Annotated in this window: 18 protein-coding genes and 1 pseudogene; all 19 read left to right on the top strand. The window is 40.5% G+C overall.

Going from position 1 to position 20,343, the window contains the following annotated elements; all coding sequences use genetic code 11:
• The first annotated feature begins 447 nt into the window (after window positions 1-447).
• The 19 genes and pseudogenes from OSJ91_RS17635 to OSJ91_RS17545 all read left to right on the top strand — a co-directional run bounded on the left by OSJ91_RS17635 (window position 448) and on the right by OSJ91_RS17545 (window position 20,324).
• Complete coding sequence (locus OSJ91_RS17635; RefSeq protein WP_485890152.1) at window positions 448-2,553, top strand: sigma-54 interaction domain-containing protein; 2,106 nt, start codon at window positions 448-450, stop codon at window positions 2,551-2,553.
• A gap of 303 nt (window positions 2,554-2,856) precedes the next feature.
• On the top strand, window positions 2,857-4,230 hold the full coding sequence (locus OSJ91_RS17630) for a putrescine aminotransferase (RefSeq protein ID WP_485890151.1): 1,374 nt from the start codon (window positions 2,857-2,859) through the stop codon (window positions 4,228-4,230).
• A 318-nt stretch (window positions 4,231-4,548) separates the two neighbouring features.
• Window positions 4,549-5,908: pseudogene (locus OSJ91_RS17625) on the top strand (IS1182 family transposase).
• 307 nt (window positions 5,909-6,215) lie between these two features.
• Window positions 6,216-6,413: a DUF2768 domain-containing protein gene (locus tag OSJ91_RS17620; protein WP_101222425.1), complete on the top strand. Its 198-nt coding sequence runs from the start codon at window positions 6,216-6,218 to the stop codon at window positions 6,411-6,413.
• A gap of 16 nt (window positions 6,414-6,429) precedes the next feature.
• Window positions 6,430-7,152 carry a hypothetical protein gene (locus OSJ91_RS17615; protein WP_485891922.1) on the top strand — a complete coding sequence of 241 codons (723 nt, stop codon included), beginning with the start codon at window positions 6,430-6,432 and terminating at the stop codon, window positions 7,150-7,152.
• 232 nt (window positions 7,153-7,384) lie between these two features.
• Window positions 7,385-8,863 (top strand): stage IV sporulation protein A, encoded by a 1,479-nt coding sequence (gene spoIVA / locus OSJ91_RS17610; RefSeq protein WP_101222423.1) that lies wholly within the window; start codon window positions 7,385-7,387, stop codon window positions 8,861-8,863.
• Window positions 8,864-9,366: 503 nt separating this feature from the next.
• A complete protein-coding gene (locus tag OSJ91_RS17605) occupies window positions 9,367-9,639 on the top strand; it encodes an HU family DNA-binding protein (RefSeq protein ID WP_034308023.1) in 273 nt (90 codons plus the stop codon).
• Window positions 9,640-9,938: 299 nt separating this feature from the next.
• Window positions 9,939-10,505 (top strand): GTP cyclohydrolase I FolE, encoded by a 567-nt coding sequence (gene folE / locus OSJ91_RS17600; protein WP_063233209.1) that lies wholly within the window; start codon window positions 9,939-9,941, stop codon window positions 10,503-10,505.
• A gap of 20 nt (window positions 10,506-10,525) precedes the next feature.
• On the top strand, window positions 10,526-10,774 hold the full coding sequence (mtrB, locus tag OSJ91_RS17595; protein WP_137016024.1) for a trp RNA-binding attenuation protein MtrB: 249 nt from the start codon (window positions 10,526-10,528) through the stop codon (window positions 10,772-10,774).
• 248 nt (window positions 10,775-11,022) lie between these two features.
• Window positions 11,023-11,853, top strand: a complete 831-nt coding sequence (locus OSJ91_RS17590; RefSeq protein ID WP_485890150.1) for a heptaprenyl diphosphate synthase component 1 — start codon at window positions 11,023-11,025, stop codon at window positions 11,851-11,853.
• Window positions 11,854-11,856: 3 nt separating this feature from the next.
• Window positions 11,857-12,567 (top strand): demethylmenaquinone methyltransferase, encoded by a 711-nt coding sequence (locus OSJ91_RS17585; protein WP_352920278.1) that lies wholly within the window; start codon window positions 11,857-11,859, stop codon window positions 12,565-12,567.
• Window positions 12,568-12,601: 34 nt separating this feature from the next.
• Entirely contained in the window at window positions 12,602-13,564 is a 963-nt protein-coding gene (hepT, locus tag OSJ91_RS17580; RefSeq protein ID WP_485890149.1) for a heptaprenyl diphosphate synthase component II, read from the top strand.
• Between the two features lie 96 nt (window positions 13,565-13,660).
• Window positions 13,661-14,107, top strand: coding sequence for a nucleoside-diphosphate kinase (gene ndk, locus OSJ91_RS17575; protein ID WP_034308008.1), 447 nt, complete (start codon window positions 13,661-13,663; stop codon window positions 14,105-14,107).
• A gap of 190 nt (window positions 14,108-14,297) precedes the next feature.
• Window positions 14,298-15,071, top strand: coding sequence for a CheR family methyltransferase (locus OSJ91_RS17570; protein ID WP_350299363.1), 774 nt, complete (start codon window positions 14,298-14,300; stop codon window positions 15,069-15,071).
• Window positions 15,072-15,327: 256 nt separating this feature from the next.
• Window positions 15,328-16,500, top strand: a complete 1,173-nt coding sequence (gene aroC, locus OSJ91_RS17565) for a chorismate synthase (protein WP_350299362.1) — start codon at window positions 15,328-15,330, stop codon at window positions 16,498-16,500.
• 3 nt (window positions 16,501-16,503) lie between these two features.
• A complete protein-coding gene (aroB, locus tag OSJ91_RS17560; RefSeq protein ID WP_350299361.1) occupies window positions 16,504-17,583 on the top strand; it encodes a 3-dehydroquinate synthase in 1,080 nt (359 codons plus the stop codon).
• Between the two features lie 26 nt (window positions 17,584-17,609).
• Window positions 17,610-17,978, top strand: a complete 369-nt coding sequence (aroH, locus tag OSJ91_RS17555) for a chorismate mutase (RefSeq protein ID WP_101222417.1) — start codon at window positions 17,610-17,612, stop codon at window positions 17,976-17,978.
• A gap of 82 nt (window positions 17,979-18,060) precedes the next feature.
• Window positions 18,061-19,173 carry a histidinol-phosphate transaminase gene (hisC, locus tag OSJ91_RS17550; RefSeq protein WP_485890148.1) on the top strand — a complete coding sequence of 371 codons (1,113 nt, stop codon included), beginning with the start codon at window positions 18,061-18,063 and terminating at the stop codon, window positions 19,171-19,173.
• Window positions 19,174-19,220: 47 nt separating this feature from the next.
• Window positions 19,221-20,324, top strand: a complete 1,104-nt coding sequence (locus OSJ91_RS17545) for a prephenate dehydrogenase (RefSeq protein WP_402897402.1) — start codon at window positions 19,221-19,223, stop codon at window positions 20,322-20,324.
• Window positions 20,325-20,343: the final 19 nt, after the last annotated feature.

Genomic DNA, 20,343 nt, shown 5'->3' with positions numbered 1-20,343 from the left:
TCTATCAATACATATGCCGATTTTCTTAGATCGATTTTTTATCCATTTAAATGGTCAATTACTTGCTTTCGGCATTTTTTCTACTCAGCAGCTTTTCCTTTTGTACCGGCTTTTGCATGGGTACTGAATTTACTGATTATTGTGACGGTTATCGATATCATGGGGGTGAAACCGGCTGCGTTCTGTACTAAGGCTGCTTTTTCATAGCCATATTCATCGTTTTATCAATCCTGATCAGGAATAATAAGAAAAGGTGAACGGTCCTTTATAAAATAAGTCTAAGGTGCATAGCAGGTTTTTAGGTCAAAAGGGTCCGTTAAAGGACCCTTTTGTTGTGGAATGGATAAAGGTAAATGCTGGATATGAGTAATCGTACATGTAATTTTTTATCTAGCAATTCAGAATTGTGATAAAATATAGGTTAGGTTACAAAAGGAGAGTGAAACTGTGTTATCTATTCCGGATGATAAAATAAGACCATTCATAACTATAGCAATTGATCAGCCTACATTATCAGACCAAAAAATTCATGAGATACAGGAACCTTTCTTCTTTCTTATGAAGGAAAATCAAGTGTTTGCGTATATCCGCATGGATGACCTCCCGTTAAATGAAAAAATAACGACAGTCGATCAGCTTTTACAGTATGCTTTTTCGATTGATAATGTCTGTAAATTAACCCCTAACATATCCTTGCCGCTTCTGTTTCAAATTATCGGTGAACCTATCGTGCTGATAAAAACGGATGATGGCCTGCTTACCGGTTATGTAAAAAGGGAAGATGTGTTAGCAGAATTATTCAAGCAGGACAGCAAACAAAATTTAGACCTGCTAAATGTTATTTTAACCTCCATTCCTATGGGGATTTTTGTAGCTGATAAAGAAAAAAATATCGTGAACTTCAATGAATCAGGCTTGAAGATGATAAAAAAGCCTTCTGAACAAGTCCTAAATGAACCTGCTGCGGACATCTTCAATAAGCAGCATATACATAGCGTGTTTGCCAGCGGGAGCAGTATTCTGAATCAGTTGGAGATTACTGATGTCATGAGTGTGCTTGTCGACTATAGCCCGATTCTGAACCATGAAAAAGAAGTCGAAGGCCTGATCATCATCGTTCAGGATTTACCGATGGTTGAGGAAATGGCCATGGAAATAGAATTGATTAAAAGCTCGAATAAAGACTTGAATGCCATTTTAGCGAATATCTATGATGAAATACTTGTAGTCAATCAAAAAGGAGAGCTGCTGCGTTATAGTGACAGCATCATCTCAGGATTCTGGGGGAAGAATTTAAAAGATTATATCGGGAAGAATCTTTTGCAATTAGAAGATGAAGGGATTTTTAATCCTTCGGTCACCCGGTTAGTCCTTGAACAAAAAAAGAAAGTATCGATTGTCCAAGATACGAAAATGAATAAGAAAGTCCTTTCCGTCGGCACCCCTGTGTTCAATGAAAAAGGGGATATAGATCGAATAGTCATTGCATCAAGGGATATAACGGAAACGACACAATTGAAATCGGAATTAAATGAAATGAGGAAAGAACTGGATTCATTCAAAAAACAGGATCAATTTTATAAAGAGTTGGTTTTCGCAAGTCCTAAAATGGAGCAGATCATCAGCCAAGTCAAGAAAATCGCTCATTTCTCATCAACTGTATTGATCAACGGGGAGTCGGGAGTAGGTAAAGAAGTGATAGCCGAAGCCATTCATAAAATGGGCAGGCGGTCCAAGCAGCCTTTCCTTAAGATAAATTGCGGGGCGATTCCGGAAAACCTCCTCGAAAGTGAATTGTTTGGTTATACGAAGGGATCCTTTACAGGAGCGGATAAAAATGGGAAGGTAGGATACTTTCAACAGGCCAATAAAGGTGTTTTATTCCTTGATGAAGTGGGTGACATGCCCATACACCTGCAAGTTAAGCTGCTGCGGGTCCTCCAGGAACAGGAAGTGATTCCGATTGGCAGCACTACACCCATTTCCATTGATGTTCAAATTGTTGCGGCCACGAATAAGAGTCTGGAAAAAATGGTCGAGATGGGGACGTTCAGAGAAGATTTATTCTATAGATTAAACGTCATTCCCATACATGTGCCCCCTTTAAGGGAAAGGCCGGAGGATATACCGCCGCTAGCCTTTCATTTCCTGCAAAAACTGAATGAAAGGTATCAGCGGAATTACCACTTTTCCCCCGATGCATTAAATATACTGGAAGTCTATACATGGCCGGGGAACATCCGTGAATTGCAGAACATGATTGAAAGATTGGTTGTTTCTGCAGATGAAGAGATGATCGATGCTGATTTCATTCAAAGGTTCATACCTGTGGGCAGTGACTTTAAACAATCGAAACCCATCATTACGAGAATCCTTCCGCTGCAGGAAGCAATGGATCATGTCGAAGAGCAATTGATCATGCTTGCCATGAAACAGTATAAAACCACGACCAAAGCGGCAAAAGCGCTCGGGATAAGTCAATCGTCAGTGAGCAGGAAGTATCAAAAAGTGTTAGCTGAACAGAGTAAGAAAATCGAAAAAAATGCATATTGAATAAAAGCCGTTGCCGAGTGATGAAAAATCACTCGTCAACGGCTTTTATTTTTATAAGAGCATTTGGGAAGTTTTTTTTATGATTTACAAGGATGATTATGCAAATTGAAATATCGATATGCAAATTTGCATAATTTTAGCGTAATTTATCAAAAAAGAATGCGGTTTTATGGGTAATTAACTTGGCATGGTTCTTGCTTGATTAGTAAGTATAAGAAAAAAGGGAGGTAAGCATCAAAGTTTTATAAAATAAGCAATTTCAATTAACCATCCACTAAAGTTATAAAAAAAGGAGCTTATAAAATGTCAATTAACGTAGAAAGTAAAAACACTCATGCTAACCAATCAGCAACCCAAGATTATATTAAAAAAGTGCTTCAATTAATCGAACAAAAAGAAATTTCAAAAGAAGACGCGCAATGGGTAACAAGAGAAACGGTCGAGAATTTCCGTAACCATGTAAACCCTGGATTTTTGGAATATCGGAAGACGGTCACTAAAGACACGCAATTCGCTTCGGTGGAGTGGTCTGATCAAGATTCCTGTTTTACGGATGTAAATGGAAAAAAATATATTGATTGTTTAGGCGGGTTTGGTATTTATAATGTTGGCCATCGTAACCCTAAAGTAGTAAAGGCAGTAACCGATCAGTTACAAAGACAAGCCCTTCATAGCCAGGACTTACTTGACCCATTACGTGCAATGCTTGCCAAGATCCTTGCCGAAATCACGCCGGGAGATCTAAAATACTCATTCTTTACGAACAGCGGTACCGAGAGCGTGGAGGCTGCACTTAAGCTGGCTAAAATGTACAGTGACAAATACACGATTATTTCCACGACAAAATCATTTCATGGGAAAAGCCTTGGTTCCCTATCGGCAACGGCAAAGGGCATGTTCAGAAAACCGTTCATCCCGTTGGTACCAGGTGTGCGTCATGTACCATTCGGTGATGTGGATATGATGAGAAAAACGTTTGAAAGTTGTGCATTGGTCGGTGAAGATGTTGCTGCTGTGCTGTTAGAGCCTATTCAAGGTGAAGGAGGGGTCATTCTTCCTCCGCAAGATTATTTAAAGCAGGTTCGGGCATTGTGTGACGAATATGATGCGTTATTGATCTTGGATGAAGTGCAAACAGGAATGGGACGGACAGGTAAAATGTTCGCTTCTGAGCTATATGATGTTGTTCCGGACATTATTTGTTTAGCGAAAGCATTTGGCGGCGGAGTAATGCCTGCAGGGGCTGTCGTAGCCAATGAGAAAGTGTTTAAAAGCTGGTTCGACAATCCGTTCATGCACACTACGACATTTGGTGGAAATCCACTAGCTTGTGCTGCGGCCATTGCTACGATCGACGTACTTTTGGAAGAAAACTTACCGCAGCGTGCTGCAGAAGTTGGTGAATACTTCTTAAATGGGTTAAGGGAAGTGGCTGCTGAGCACAAAGATAAGGTTTTGGAAATCCGCGGCCAAGGATTGATGATTGGCATTGAGTTCCATAAAGATGAAGTGGGTTATGAATTCTCAAAAGCCCTCTTTGATAAAGGCATCTTGGTGGCAGGTACGCTTATCAATTCCAAAACAATCAGGATTGAGCCGTCATTGACTATTCAGTTGGATGAAGTCGATACAGTCATTAAAGCGTTTAAAGAGGTCTTACCGACGCTTCAATCTTAATTTAAAAAAGCAGAAAAACAGCCTTTGGGCTGTTTCAGACTGTAGACAAACTCGATGAAAATCGAGTTTGTCTACAGTCTTTTTTGGCTTGTACAAATTTGGACGTTGATTTCCACTTCAGGCACTCGCTTTCCGCGGGCGGTCCGGGAGCCTCCTCAGCGCACTTGCGCCTGTGGGGTCTCCCTTGGACTCGCTATTCCCGCAGGAGTCTCGCACCTTCCGTTCCAATCAACTATGTTTAAAATTTTAGATAGAACTCCTTTTGCCTACAGTCTTTTTTGTTTTAAAATAGAACTATTAAAACTTGAGGTGATGAGGATGCTTTCGAAACATAATTCTATTCAGCGAGACCAACTTGAAATGTTACTTTAGATCAACTGGTGCCTCCGAATCATTTGGTTCGTAAAATTGAGGCTTCCATTGACTTCACTTTCATTTATGACTTGGTGAAAGATATGTATTCAGAGGTAGGACGCCCAAGTATTGATCCAGTTATTTTAGTTAAACTGACATTCATTCAATATACCTTCGGTACTTCGTTCCATGCGTAAAACGATTGAAGAAGCTGAAACAAATATGGCTTACCGTTGGTTCTTAGGCTATGGTTTCCATGATAAAGTACCTCATTTCTCAACGTTCGGGAAAAATTATGAGCGACGCTTTAAAGATACAGACCTGTTTGAACAGATTTTCTATCGCATCTTAATGACAGCTGCTGATAGAAAGTTAATAAGTGCTGAACACGTATTCGTCGATTCCACACATGTGAAAGCCAATGCTAATAAGCGCAAATTTGAAAAGAAAATCGTACGCAAAGAAACACGAGCATATCAAGAACGTCTTCAAGATGAAATAAATCAAGATCGTGAAAACCATGGTAAGAAGCCTTTTCCACCAGATAAATTTGATAAGGAACAAACCAAAGCAATTAAAGAAAGTACTACGGATCCTGAGAGTGGCTACTATGTGAAAGATGAACGAACAAAACAGTTTGCCTATTCATTCCACGCGGCCGCAGACCGCAACGGTTTTGTATTGGGAACGATTGTAACACCTGGTAATACACATGACAGTCATATTTTGGAGCCACTTGTTGAGCAAGTGATTGAGAAAGTTGGAAAACCAGAAGCAGTTGCCGCAGATGCAGCTTATAAAACACCAGCGATTACAAGCTACCTATTTAACAAAGAAATCACACCTGCTTTTACCCTATACACGTCCTCGTACAAAAGAAGGGTTCTTTCGCAAACATGACTATGTTTACGATGAACACTTTGATTGTTACCTTTGCCCTTCGGGCGAAACTTTAAAGTACTCAACAACAAATAAAGAGGGCTATCGCGAGTACAAATCGCCAAAACAAATTTGTGCAACATGCTCATTTTTATCACGGTGTACAGAAAGCAAAGACCATCAAAAAGTAGTGACACGGCATATTTGGCAAGCATATGTGGAAGAAGCAGATCATCTGCGTCATCATCAAGAGGTAAAACCTATATATGCGAAACGCAAAGAAACGATTGAGCGTGTATTCGCAGATGCAAAAGAAAAGCATGGTATGCGTTGGACTACTTTAAGGGGACTTAAAAAATTGTCGATGCAAGCGATGCTTACTTTCGCTGCCATTAATTTAAAGAAGATGGCCACTTGGACATGGCAAGGTCCTAAAATGGCTTAACATAGTGGCTCGAAGAGCCTAAATCTCTTAACCTTTGGTCAAAATTTCAAAGGGAATTTCAAAAGGGGTTCGGAATTTTTTAATTCCGAACCCCTTTTGTCTACAAACTGAAACAGCCTTTGGGCTGTTTTTTTGTTGCTTGGAGGTAGGAGGTATGTTAATAACTTACAATACTTAATTCTCGTTTTATATTTTTTCATGAAAATGAGTCATGAAAACGGGAATTATACAGATTGGACAAGGATTTAATTCCTTTAACGTAATTTGGTATGTTATAATAATTTCTGGAAAAAGGAGTGATGAAGATATGACACCAGCTCTGCAAAAAATGTGGATATCCTTTATAGCAATGGGCTTTATGATTATCTCTATATTTCTAATCTACTTAAGCCGCTATAAATTAAAAGGCTTTTGGAGAGTCTTGACAGCAATTATCGCATACATACTTATGATTCTGGCCGGCTTGATCATCCTTATCGTTGTTCTTAGCGGGCCAACCACTTGATAGGTGAGGAGAAATGATGAGAAATTTTTTCAAAATATTATGTTTATTTTGCATCTCTGTATCATTATCTGGCTGCTTATATCCGGAGAAGCAAAAAATGCAAAACCAATTGCCTTATAAAGAGCAAATACAATCCGTCCAAAGTGCAGTGGATCAATTTCAGAAAGATGAAGGGGGCATACTGCCCATCGTTACAAAAGATGCAGGTACACCGATTTATCAAAAATATGTCATAAAATTTTCAAAGATTTCACCGAGGTATATGGCTGAACCTCCGGACAATGCATTTGAATCCGGAGGCGTCTTTCAATACATCCTCGTTAATGTTGAAAATGATCCGACCGTAAAGCTGTTGGATGTCAGGATGGCGCAGAAGATTCAGGATGTTTCCTTGAGATTGACTGCCTATCAGCAAAGCAACGGATACCCGCCATTTAAGGAAAGGTTATCCGATAATGTCTTCACGCTTGATTATGAAAAAATGGGCCTGAAGGAAGCTCCGACGGTCACGAGTCCATTTTCACAAAAAGACTTATATCTCGTAGTTGATGGTCAAGGCAGTATTTTTGTTGATTATACTCCGGATTTAATTGAGGCATTGAAGAAGAATGAGGGGGAAATGAAGCCAGGTGAAGATATCCGGGAACTGCTGGTGCAGAGTTCGGAGTTCGTCCCTGCCTATTCCTTGCCATATACAATTGATGAAAAAACAAAAAAACCAATATTCCTTACAAAATAGGCATAACCCTTCTTCTGCAAAATATATTGTAGGGGAAGGGTTATTTCTTTTATCTTTATTTCATCTTACTTTTAAAATAACAACCCTTATATAAAATTTCTGGTGGAGGAAGGGATTGAACCAGGGAAATAATTGGAATAAATTTTTAGGACAACATCATAGATATATAATGTCCTAAATAAATGCAAATGGATAAACGAAATCCCAAAACTCTAATTCGGGAGGGGATACCTTGGAAAAGGTAGATATTTTTAAAGATATAGCTGAACGGACCGGTGGCGACATATATTTAGGGGTGGTCGGTGCCGTCAGGACGGGGAAATCCACATTTATTAAAAAATTCATGGAGCTAGTCGTCATTCCAAATATTCCGTCAGAGGCGGACCGCGCAAGGGCACAGGATGAATTGCCTCAAAGTGCTGCTGGAAAGACGATCATGACGACGGAACCCAAATTCGTACCGAACCAGGCAGCATCGATTCAAGTGGCTGAAGGTCTCGACGTGAATATTCGTTTAGTTGATTGTGTCGGTTATACAATACCTGGGGCTAAAGGGTATGAAGATGAAAATGGTCCCCGCATGATTCACACGCCTTGGTATGAAGAGCCGATTCCGTTCAATGAAGCGGCTGAGATCGGTACTCGCAAAGTAATTCAGGATCATTCCACATTAGGCGTGGTCGTTACGACGGATGGGTCGATAGGAGAAATTCCGCGAAGTGATTATTTAGAGGCCGAGGAAAGGGTTGTCGAAGAATTGAAGGAGGTTGGCAAGCCATTTATCATGATTGTCAATTCCGTTCAGCCTCACCACCCGAATACGATAGCCCTGAAGGAATCCCTGCAGGAAAAGTATGATATCCCTGTATTGGCGATGAGTGTCGAAGGAATGCGGGAATCGGATGTTTACAGCGTACTCCGCGAGGCCCTGTACGAATTCCCAGTTCTCGAGGTCAATGTAAATCTTCCGAGCTGGGTAATGGTTCTGCGCGAGGATCATTGGTTAAGGGAAAGTTACCAGGAAGCGGTTAAAGAGACCGTCAAGGACATTAAACGCCTGAGGGATGTAGATCGTGTAGTCGGTCATTTCAATGAATTCGAGTTCATTGACCGTGCAGCGCTTGCAGGCATTGAGATGGGGCAGGGTGTTGCAGAGATCGACCTATACGCCCCTGATGAACTCTATGATGATATTCTGAAGGAAATTGTCGGTGTGGAGATTCGGGGCAAGGATCATCTATTATCTTTAATGCAGGACTTTGCGTATGCCAAAGCAGAGTATGATCAGGTGGCCGATGCATTGAGAATGGTCAAACAAACAGGATATGGTGTCGCAGCCCCTTCCCTTAACGATATGAGTCTTGATGAACCGGAAATCATCCGTCAGGGAGCCAGGTTCGGTGTCAGGCTAAAAGCCGTAGCTCCTTCCATCCATATGATCAAGGTCGATGTCGAATCAGAATTCTCGCCAATCATCGGTACTGAAAAGCAAAGTGAAGAATTAGTCCGGTATCTGATGCAGGATTTCGAAGACAATCCACTTTCCATTTGGAACTCAGATATTTTTGGCAGAAGCCTAAGTTCCTATGTAAGGGAAGGCATACAGGTGAAATTAGCGATGATGCCTGACAATGCCCGCTACAAATTGAAAGAAACACTGGAAAGGATTATTAATGAGGGCAGTGGGGGATTGATTGCCATCATCTTATAAAAACGTTTAAAAGCTGGACCAACTCCATTTATGGATTGGTCTTTTTGCATGCGAAATACTCAGGATCACAATAAAATTATCATTTTGAACGCTAAAATTTGAAATAATCTGCTGTTTTTTAGTATAATCTTGAAAAAACCCTGTGGTTAAGCGATTTTCAGCAATATAATAAGTTTAATTTCTATAAAAAAGGGAAATGATGAATAGCGAAAGACAAAATTTATAATATATACAATTATTAATGAAAAGATTCCCATTATTTTTTGAATTCCCTTGCTAAGCTAATAGGATTTGTGATAATCTACATACAGAAAACGCGTTATAACAGCGATTTCAACCTATTTATAAATTTCTGGATGAATTATTTGGAAATTAATTCGGCTTGGTAATCCTTGATTGCCAGGGAATGAAAATTTTAGGACCGAAGCTAATATCAAATCACTATTATAGTGTTGTAATAATGATTTTTTATAAAGATTCCTTTTTGGGAGGAGGTGAATGGCATGAACAAAACAGAATTAATTAATGAAGTTGTTACAGCAACTGAAATTTCTAAGAAAGACGCTACAAAAGCTGTTGATGCTGTTTTTGATACAATCTTAGAAGCTCTAAAAAACGGTGATAAAGTCCAATTGATTGGTTTTGGTAACTTTGAAGTTCGTGAACGTGCGGCTCGTAAAGGCCGTAACCCACAAACTGGTGACGAAATCGAAATTGCAGCTAGCAAAGTGCCAGCTTTCAAACCCGGTAAAGCGCTGAAAGATGCAGTGAAGTAATTCTACCATTACATACGGGTGCTTAACCGAAAAGGGCCGCGTGAAAACGCGGCCCTTTTTTTGCTTCTTAATTTCCATCTGTGATAATATAAAAGACAGTGAATATTTTAGAAACGCTGCAGATGGTTAATCCGTCACAGGGAAATGCCCATCCAAAAACAGCTTCCGGCGAAACTGCCGTTCAAGGGCTCAATGTATGGGTCTTCTTTAATAATTGCAATTATGGATATCCGGGTGCAACGCGCTTTGGATTTTTTATCTGAATACATAATATTATTGATTTTTTAGGAGGTACAAAAATGGCTAATGTTGATCATGCCAAATTAGAAGAAGCGGTTAAAATGCTTCTTGAGGCTGTAGGGGAAGACCCAACGAGGGAAGGACTGCTGGATACTCCTGGCCGTGTAGCCAGAATGTATGAAGAAATTTTCTCTGGACTTAATCAGGATCCAAAGGAATATTTCGATACTGTTTTTGGAGAGGACCATGAAGAACTCGTACTTGTAAAGGATATTCCATTTTACTCAGTATGTGAACATCATTTAGTCCCTTTTTATGGGAAAGCCCATGTAGCATATATTCCGAAAAACGGAAAAGTGACTGGCTTAAGTAAATTGGCACGGGCAGTTGAGGCTGTATCGAAGCGTCCGCAACTTCAAGAGCGCATCACTTCCACAGTTGCTGACTCGATAATGGAAAAGCTCGAGCCTCATGGTGTAATGGTTGTAGTAGAGGCTGAACATATGTGCATGACCATGCGAGGTGTAAAAAAACCTGGATCTAAAACAGTGACTTCAGCTGTAAGGGGAACGTTTGCGAAGGATCATCGTACTAGAGCTGAAGTGCTGGCATTCATTAAAGACTAAGGACATGGGGGCAGGAAAAAATGAATGAAAAAAAGATCTTGAATGATTTTGTCGTAATCAAAGCCATTGAGGATAGTGTGAACGTCATCGGGTTGACAAGGGGAACGGACACCAAGTTTCATCACTCCGAAAAACTAGACTCAGGAGAGGTGATGATCGCACAATTCACGGAACATACCTCGGCAATTAAAATCAGGGGCCATGCAAAAGTCTATACTCCATTCGGAGAGATAGAAAGTGATTCCAAAAAGAATTCACCTGAGAAATGATAGCTTCTCAATACTTGGTTAATTAGTAAATCAATCATCTGATATCACGTTTAACAAGCTGTAAATTTCCCGCATCCATTTTTTTGAAGAGCAAAAGTCGATGGTTTCCTTACCTTTGGAAGTTTCATTTTATAAACGTTGACCATTTCATCTGATTGTTTTTATGGTATAATAATGTGTATTTTACACAGACAGAAACCAATATGTATGAAAAAAATTATCTTTCGGGGATGCAAGGGTGATCTCAATTGTTAAACATAACGGACGACATAAGGCAATTAAAGCGATTAATAGAAACGAAAGCTCAACATCCATATTTATTGAAGTATATACAAAAGCCAAGCTTGGACGAAGATAAACTGATATTGCTTTGGGGATTGTTTAACGATTTGGACGTTTTAAGCGAAAAACGAAATCAATACATCATTTCAACCATGTTAGTGCAAATAGCTCTGGATACCCATGAAATCGTCTCGAATTCAGGAGAAGGAACCGAGTTGCCCGAGGTATTGAAAAATCGTCAATTACAAGTGCTTGCCGGTGATTACTATAGTGGCTTATATTATCAAGTGCTTGCCAGTGTAGGTAATGTTGATATGATCCGTATACTTTCGAGCGCGATAAAAAAAATAAATGACAATAAAATCATTCTTTACCAACAAGGGTCCATTAATGATGTCCCAACGCTTTTAATGACGATCAAAGCGATCGAGGCTTCGCTGATTCATAAACTGGCGGATTACTATAATGAGCCTGCCTGGATAGAAATAGCGGAAGATCTGCTGCTTTTAAAACGGTTGCATGCCGAGAAGAACAGTTATATGGAGTCGGGGCAATCGATAGTTTTTGATGTCCTAAGGGAAATGCCTCTCGATGACTCGATTGGCGGGGAAGTTACCATTTCGGAAAAAGAAGAACAGGTACGCACCCAATTCGACAAGTGCCTGAGGGATGCCAGGCAATCCGTACAGTGCTCGATGCGGAAGCTGGCAAAGTTGGATGATGAACTTCTGGAAAGAGTGAAGGCCATCTTGGAACAAACAGAGAGTATAGCAAATTCATATGTGAAAGAAGGGTGAATCATGGAGCAGTCTAAAGAGCAAAAAGTTCATCATGTCTTTGAAAAGATCTACGGAAATTATGACAAGATGAATTCCCTCATCAGCTTTAAACAGCATCTTAAATGGCGGAAGGCTACAATGGCCATCATGAATGTCCCAAAAGGCGCCCATGCACTGGATGTATGCTGTGGAACAGCGGACTGGACCATTGCCCTTGCTAATGAAGTAGGACCAGAAGGAAAGGTTGTTGGTCTGGATTTTAGTAAGAACATGCTGAAAATCGGCGAACAAAAGGTAAATGAACTCAATCTGGAGCAAGTGTCCCTGATGCATGGGAATGCAATGGAGCTTCCTTTTGAGGACAATAGCTTTGACTATGTCACGATCGGTTTCGGGCTGCGGAATGTCCCCGATTACATGAAAGTGCTTAAAGAGTTAAACCGGGTAGCCAAGCCGGGTGGAATGATCGTTTGCTTGGATACTTCACAGCCTACGATGCTTGGCTTTAAACAGGGCTATTATTTTTATTTCCGTTTCATCATGCCCATGTTTGGCAAATTATTCGCAAAAAGCTATAGCGAATACTCATGGCTGCAGGAATCGGCTCGGGATTTCCCTGGCATGAAAAAGCTTGAAAACATGTTCAAGCAGGCGGGAATGGAAAATGTCAGTTATAAGGCCCATTTCGGTGGGGTAGCAGCAACACATTTCGGGTACAAGCCTTCAAAATAAGCATAATAGCAATGGACAAAGCTGGGTGGAATGTATGAAATTTAAAATGATGTATTCATTTTTGAATGCAGATTTGCAATTAATAGAAAAAGAACTGGAAGCCGCAATCGAAGCGGATTCCACGGTTTTAAGGGAAGCTTCCCTGCATTTGCTGCAATCCGGTGGAAAACGGATCCGTCCGGTATTCGTCCTATTGGGTGCGAAGTTTGGCAACTATGATATTCATGTCGTAAAGCATGTCGCAGCGACTTTGGAACTGATTCATACAGCTTCCCTTGTGCATGATGATGTTGTGGATGATGCGGATTTACGCAGGGGATCTGCTACCATTAAATCAAAATGGGATAATCGTGTCGCCATGTACACAGGCGACTTCATTTTTGCTCGTGCACTGGAAATGATGGCGGTTATCGAGTCTCCGCTGGCGCATCAAATTCTCGCTGATACTATGGTTGAACTATGTCTTGGGGAGATTGAACAAATAAAAGATAAATACAATTTCGAACAGAATTGGCGGATATACTTTAGAAGGATCAAACGGAAAACGGCACTGCTCATTGCATCCAGCTGCCAGTTGGGAGCCATTTCAGCGGGTGTTGAAGAGAGAATTCACCAAAAGCTATTTAAATTCGGATATTATGTCGGTATGTCTTATCAAATCACTGATGATATATTGGATTTTACTGCTTCGGAAGAAGAGCTTGGGAAACCGGCCGGCAGTGATTTGATTCAAGGTAATATCACTTTACCCGTATTGATTGCTATGGAAGATCCAAAGTTAAAAAAGCTTATCGAAGCAGTTCGGGAAGATACGCCAAAAGAGAAAATGTCCCATATAATTCATGCGATAAAAACTTCCGGTGCCATTGAAAAGGCAGCGAGGATCAGTGATATGTATTTAGAAAAGGCATTTACCGAGTTGAAAGGTCTTCCTGCCATTAAAGCTAGAAAAACTTTATCCGATATCGCGAAAAATATCGGAAAAAGAAAGTTTTGATAATGGGAGTTGCGAAACTCATCAAACAATGGTAATATTCTAAAAGTATTGCCTTATATAGGCAAATAACAATGATACATATTAGGAGTGACATTCATGGAAAGAACATTTTTAATGGTTAAGCCTGACGGCGTTCAACGCAATTTAATCGGTGAAATCGTTTCCCGTTTTGAAAAGAAAGGCTTCCTTCTTGCAGGAGCAAAATTAATGGTCATTTCTCAAGAATTGGCTGAGCAGCATTATGGCGAGCACAAAGAACGTCCTTTCTTTGGCGAACTAGTGGACTTCATTACTTCAGGTCCTGTCTTCGCAATGGTTTGGGAAGGTGAAAACGTAATCGCTACTGCACGTCAAATGATGGGTGCCACTAACCCTAAAGATGCAGCAGCAGCAACAATTCGTGGCGATTTTGCCGTAACTGTCGGCAAAAACATCATTCACGGATCTGATTCAGCTGAAAGCGCTGTACGCGAAATCGGTTTATTCTTTAAAGAAGAAGAACTTGTTGAGTACTCTAAACTTGTTAACGAGTGGGTTTATTAATTAATACGATCTCTTTAAAAAAAAGCGGGTTCCATCGTCATTATGCGATGGAACCCGCTTTTTTTAATTGCTTTTTTAGTTTCAAGCAGCAACGTAAGGGATTATTTTAGTTTAAAGAAAATATGGCACTCTCCGATATATATAAAGGGAAGAACCGCTTAAAATAATTATGTGCAGGGGAGTCGTGGGAATGCCTCAAGAATATGAAGAGTTTATTCGTAATATCAAAATGCTGACAGGCATTGATTTGGCATTATATAAGGAAGGGCAAATGAAAAGGCGACTAACATCTCTATATGAAAAAAGAGGATATCATTCATTTCGTGAATACTACAAAGACATTCAAACCAATCCCGGTGTTTTAAATGAGTTTTTGGATAGAATGACAATCAACGTTTCCGAATTTTATAGAAATGCGAAAAGATGGGAAGTGTTGGAACGGAAAATCCTGCCTGGGTTATTAGAAAGCAAAAAAAAGTTGAAAATTTGGAGTGCTGCCTGCTCAACTGGCGAGGAACCATATACGATTGCCATGATATTATCCAATCTGGTCCCACTCAGCCAAATAGAGATATTGGCGACGGATCTCGATGAAAATGTATTGGCGCGAGCGAGATTGGGGATGTATCCTGAACGTTCCTTAAATGAAGTGCCTGAGGAAATTAAAAGGAAATACTTTGAAAAAAAAGCGGATTTTTATCGTGTCGATGATGAAATCAAGAGAAGGGTGACATTTAAAAAGCAAAACCTTCTTGCTGACCGATTCGACCAAGGGTTCGATTTAATCGTTTGCCGCAATGTTTTAATTTATTTCACTGAAGAAGCCAAGAATTTATTATATGAAAAATTCAGTGCATCGCTAAAAAGCGACGGGGTATTTTTTGTAGGAAGTACAGAACAAATATTCACCCCAGGGAAATATCAATTTGAAACGATCGACACATTTTTTTATAAGAAAAAGTAAATACTTTAGAAAAAAAAGGGACTGATCCTGCACGTGCGCATTCAGTCCCTTTTCGTTTGCCGTGTAATAGCAATTCCAGTAGAACTCTAATTTGAAAGAATAAACTATATCGAAAATGTTTAAGTACTTGTAAAATAGAAAGAAAAGTGATTAAATTCAAACAATATGGTTTTTACGTTTTACATATACCCACATTTCATAAAATTGTGGTATATTGATACATATACACTTTAAAGTGCTAAAAGGGGGCTGGAAGATGAGATATTTAACAGCGGGAGAATCACATGGTCCGCAACTGACTACTATCATTGAAGGATTACCGGCAGGAATGCCGATTTCGAAAGAGGATATCAATCAAGAATTAGGGCGCCGGCAAAAAGGGCATGGACGTGGAAGAAGGATGCAGATCGAGAAAGATCAGGCTTTTATTTCTTCGGGAATCAGACATGGCTACACACTCGGTTCACCGGTTGCTTTGGTGGTTGAGAACGATGACTGGAAGCATTGGACAAAGATTATGGGAAGCGAAGGGCTTTCAGAAGAGGAAGCTGAAGAAATTAAACGTAAAATCACCCGGCCACGTCCTGGTCATGCCGACTTGAACGGCGGGATTAAATATGGGCACCGCGATTTGAGAAATGTTCTGGAACGCTCTTCAGCCCGTGAAACGACAGTAAGGGTGGCAGCAGGAGCTGTCGCTAAAAAGCTATTGTCTTTATTGGGGATAGAAGTGGCATCTCATGTTTTGGAAATTGGCGGAGTGAAGGCAGAACCGCCAAAATACGAAAGTATTCAGCAATTGCAACAAGTAACAGAAGAATCTTCTGTTAGATGTTTTGACAAAAACGTAGAACAGCAGATGAAGGATGCAATTGATGAAGCGAAACAAAAAGGAGATTCCATCGGCGGCATCGTGGAAGTCATTGTAGAAGGAATGCCGGTGGGTGTAGGAAGTTATGTGCATTATGACCGTAAGCTTGATGCAAAACTAGCCGCAGCGATAATGAGCATCAATGCATTTAAAGGGGTGGAAATAGGTCTTGGTTTTGAAGCTGCCCATCTATTTGGCAGTGATGTCCATGATGAAATCGCATGGGACGAAGAACAGGGCTATTACCGGAAAACCAATCGCCTTGGCGGTTTTGAAGGCGGTATGACAACTGGAATGCCGATAGTTGTACGCGGTGTGATGAAGCCGATCCCCACTTTATATAAACCTTTGAAAAGCGTTGATATTGATACGAAGGAAGTGTTTGAAGCAAGTGTCGAACGTTCCGATAGTTGTGCGGTTCCTGCTGCAGCAGTGGTTGCTGAGGCGGTAGTAGCATGGGAACTGGCGGCTGCCATCGTTGATCAATTCCCTTCAGATCGTTATGAGCAATTAGCGGAATACGTAAGATCATATCGGGAAGAAGTAAAGGGGTTTTAAATCATGGAATCCATCCAAATAAAAACGGCTTCCAAGCAATATCCGGTTTTAATTGGCAAGAAGGCAATAAATGAATTGCCCGAATTAATATCACATGAATTAAATCATCTAAACAAGATTCTGATCATAACTGATGAGAAAGTGGCGGCACTTCATTTGCAGACCGTGAAAAACGCCCTGATCAAGACGGGGAAACCTGTCCTGCATCATGTAGTGCCAGAAGGGGAGCATGCTAAAACATTCGATGTGTTTTATGAATGCCAAAGCTTCTGCTTAACTCAACAGATTAATCGCAAATCATTGATTATCGCCCTTGGCGGTGGTGCAGTAGGTGATTTGGCTGGATTCGTTGCGGCTACTTTTATGAGAGGGATTCCATTTATACAGGTTCCGACGACTTTACTCGCCCACGATAGTGCAGTGGGCGGCAAGGTTGCCATCAATCACCCGCTAGGGAAAAATATGATTGGGGCCTTTCATCAGCCAGAAGCGGTCATTTATGATCTTGAATTTTTAAAAACTCTGCCTCTTAAAGAATTAAGGTCAGGTTTTGCAGAAGTCATTAAACATTCATTGATAGCCGATAATGAGTTTTATCTATGGTTAAAGTCGAATATTGTTGATTTGAATGATATAACGGATGAGCAATTCCTGACAATGATTACAAAAGGGATTGGAATTAAAGCTAAAATTGTCGAAGAGGATGAGAAGGAAAACGGCATTCGTGCCTTTTTGAATTTTGGTCATACGCTCGGACATGCAGTGGAAGGTTCAATGGGGTACGGAAACTTTACGCATGGGGAATCCATTTTAATCGGGATGGTTTATGCCCTTAAATTAAGCAGAAAGAAAGTGGATCTCGATTTTAAACTGGATGAGTTTATTAGCTGGGTATCTTCTTTAGGTTATCAAATAACGATTCCAACCAGGCTTGAACATGCAATGCTGCTTGAATTAATGAAAACAGACAAAAAATCGGTCAATGATTCAGCTACTTTTGTCCTGCTAAACGAAGTGGGGTCACCGCTATTAATGGATATAGCCGACTCTGAGCTGATGGAGGAAATGGCGGATATGATATAGAGTTCAGGAGAAGGGGGGGACTATGTGTGATAAGAGGAATAAGGGGTGCCACTACTGTAGAAAGAGACACGGAAATGGAAGTGATTTCCGCTGCCGAAAAGTTGATGGCAGAGATCATTCAGGTCAACGAGATTGATCCAGAAATGGTAGCTTCTGTGTTTTTTTCTGCTACGGAAGAGATTCGTTCTGTCTTCCCTGCCAAAGCCTTGAGGAAATTCGAAGGCTGGACTTATGTACCGGTTACATGCATGAAAGAAATACCGGTCAGCAATTCCTTGCCATTTTGCATTCGGGTCATGATCCATGTAAATACGACGAAATCTCAAAAAGAGATACAGCATGTATACCAGGCAGGGGCTACGGTATTACGGCCAGATTTGACAAAGCAGATATAAGATGATTTTAAATCTATGAATATGATATACTATTCTCATACTTTCTTACTTTAAAGTGATAAAAAATATAGAGGTGATTGACATGAAATGGAATGAAGCGGTCCTTTCCTTGAAGTCTTATCAACCGGGAAAATCCACTGATGAAGTGAAAAAATTATACGGGTTGGAAAAAATCACGAAATTAGCTTCAAATGAAAATCCTTTCGGCTGTTCGGAAAAAGTAAAGGAGTCCGTTAGGAATTCAACCCATTCGTTTGCCATCTACCCAGATGGGTATGCAACGATGCTAAGGGAAGCTGTTGCAAAACATACAGGTGTGAAAGAAACTCAGCTTATTTTTGGAAATGGATCTGATGAGAACATTCAAATCATCTCCCGAAGCCTATTGGGAGCTGGAAAGAATACGGTCATGGCAACAGGCACTTTTTCACAGTATCGCCATAATGCCACGCTAGAAGGTGCGGAAATCAGGGAAGTTCCTCATATTGATGGTGCTCATGATCTAGAAGGAATGCTTAAAGTTATAGATGAAAAAACAGCAGTTGTCTGGCTTTGTACACCAAATAATCCAACAGGTAAATACATTTCGGAACAGGACTTATTATCATTCATTGAAAGAGTGCCGGAAGATGTACTTATCGTTTTGGATGAAGCGTACTGTGAATATGCAACGGCTGAGGATTACCCGAGAACGAATCAATGGGTCAATAAATATAAAAATTTGATCATACTCCGGACATTCTCAAAAATCTATGGACTTGCCAGTTTTAGGGTAGGGTACGGATTGGCGGATGAGGATATCATCCAGAAACTAGATCCATCCCGGGAACCATTCAATGTCAACACATTCGCACAGAATATTGCTATCGTCGCTTTGGAAGATCAAGCCTTCATTGAAAAATGCAAGGATGAAAATCAAAAAGGGCTCAAGCAGTACTATGAATTTTGCAATAAGGAAAATTTAGCTTATTACCCGTCACAAGGTAATTTCATCTTTATCCATTTTAAACAGGATGCCGATGTGGTGTTTCAATATTTGCTTGAGCGCGGATACATTGCAAGGTCGGGGAAATCTTTCGGTTTTCCTAACAGCCTAAGGGTCACGGTTGGTTCTACGGAAGAAAATGAAGGAATGATTAACGCTATTAAAGCTTTTTTGAATGAAGTTGAGGCACCTTCTGATTCGCTGCTTTAACGTTTCATCAAACCTAGAGGAGCATAAAAGATGCGGGGGAGAGAAGAGTGAAGGGTAAGGTTTTTGTAATAGGTCTAGGTCTAATTGGCGGATCATTGGCCATGGCTGTACGCCATGCACATCCTGAAGCCGTGATTGTTGGTACGGACCTAAGTGAAAAGAATATTCAACTATCGATGCTATTGGGGATCATTGATGATTCTGTATCATCATTGGAAGCGGGAGCATGTGATGCTGATTTGATTCTACTTGCTGTGCCTGTCAATGAAACCGTGAAAATTTTAGCTCAATTGGCTGAGATGGATTTGAAGAGTGATGTCCTCATATCGGATGCAGGAAGTACGAAGGATACAGTCGTTAAGGCAGCAAAACCATTGATAGATAAAGGGGTGGCCTTCATCGGGGGACACCCTATGGCTGGTTCCCATAAAAGTGGTGCTGCGGCAGCCAAATTGCATTTATTCGAACATGCATTTTATTTGCTTACTCCAGGAGATTCCATTGAAGAAGAAAAAGTCGAGCAGCTGAAAGGGTGGCTGCAAGGAACAAGAGCGAACTTTCTGGTTGTGAGTCCTGCCACACATGATAAGCTGACTGGGGTCATTAGTCATTTCCCGCATATTGTCGCATCGGGGCTCGTTAAGCAGGCAGAAAATTACAGTAAGGAAAATAAATTGATCTCAAGGCTTGCAGCAGGTGGATTTCGAGATATTACAAGAATTGCTTCAAGCAGTCCGGAAATGTGGCGTGACATTTTGTTACATAACCGGGATGTGTTACTTGAATTAATGAATGATTGGCTGAATGAAATGGAGCATATAAAAGGCTTGGTTGCGAATGAAGATAGTGAAGAAATCCTTCGATTCTTTACCGATGCCAAGATTTTCAGGGATGATTTGCCAACGCATGCGAAAGGCGCCATACCAGCGTTTTATGATTTATATATCGATATACCGGATTATGCCGGAATAATTTCTGAGATTACCGGATATTTGGCACAAGAAGGTATCAGCATTACAAACATAAGGATCATTGAAACCAGGGAAGAGATATACGGTGTGCTGGTCATCAGCTTCCAAACGGATGTTGACCGCATAAAAGCTGCAGAGTGTATTTCAAGACATACAGATTATGAAACGATCCTGGCATAACATTTATAGGGAAGGATGG

This window comes from Bacillus sp. T-10(2022), assembly GCF_056502895.1.
The sequence above is the reverse complement of the archived record's forward strand: the minus strand, read 5'-3'. Positions and strand labels throughout refer to the sequence as shown.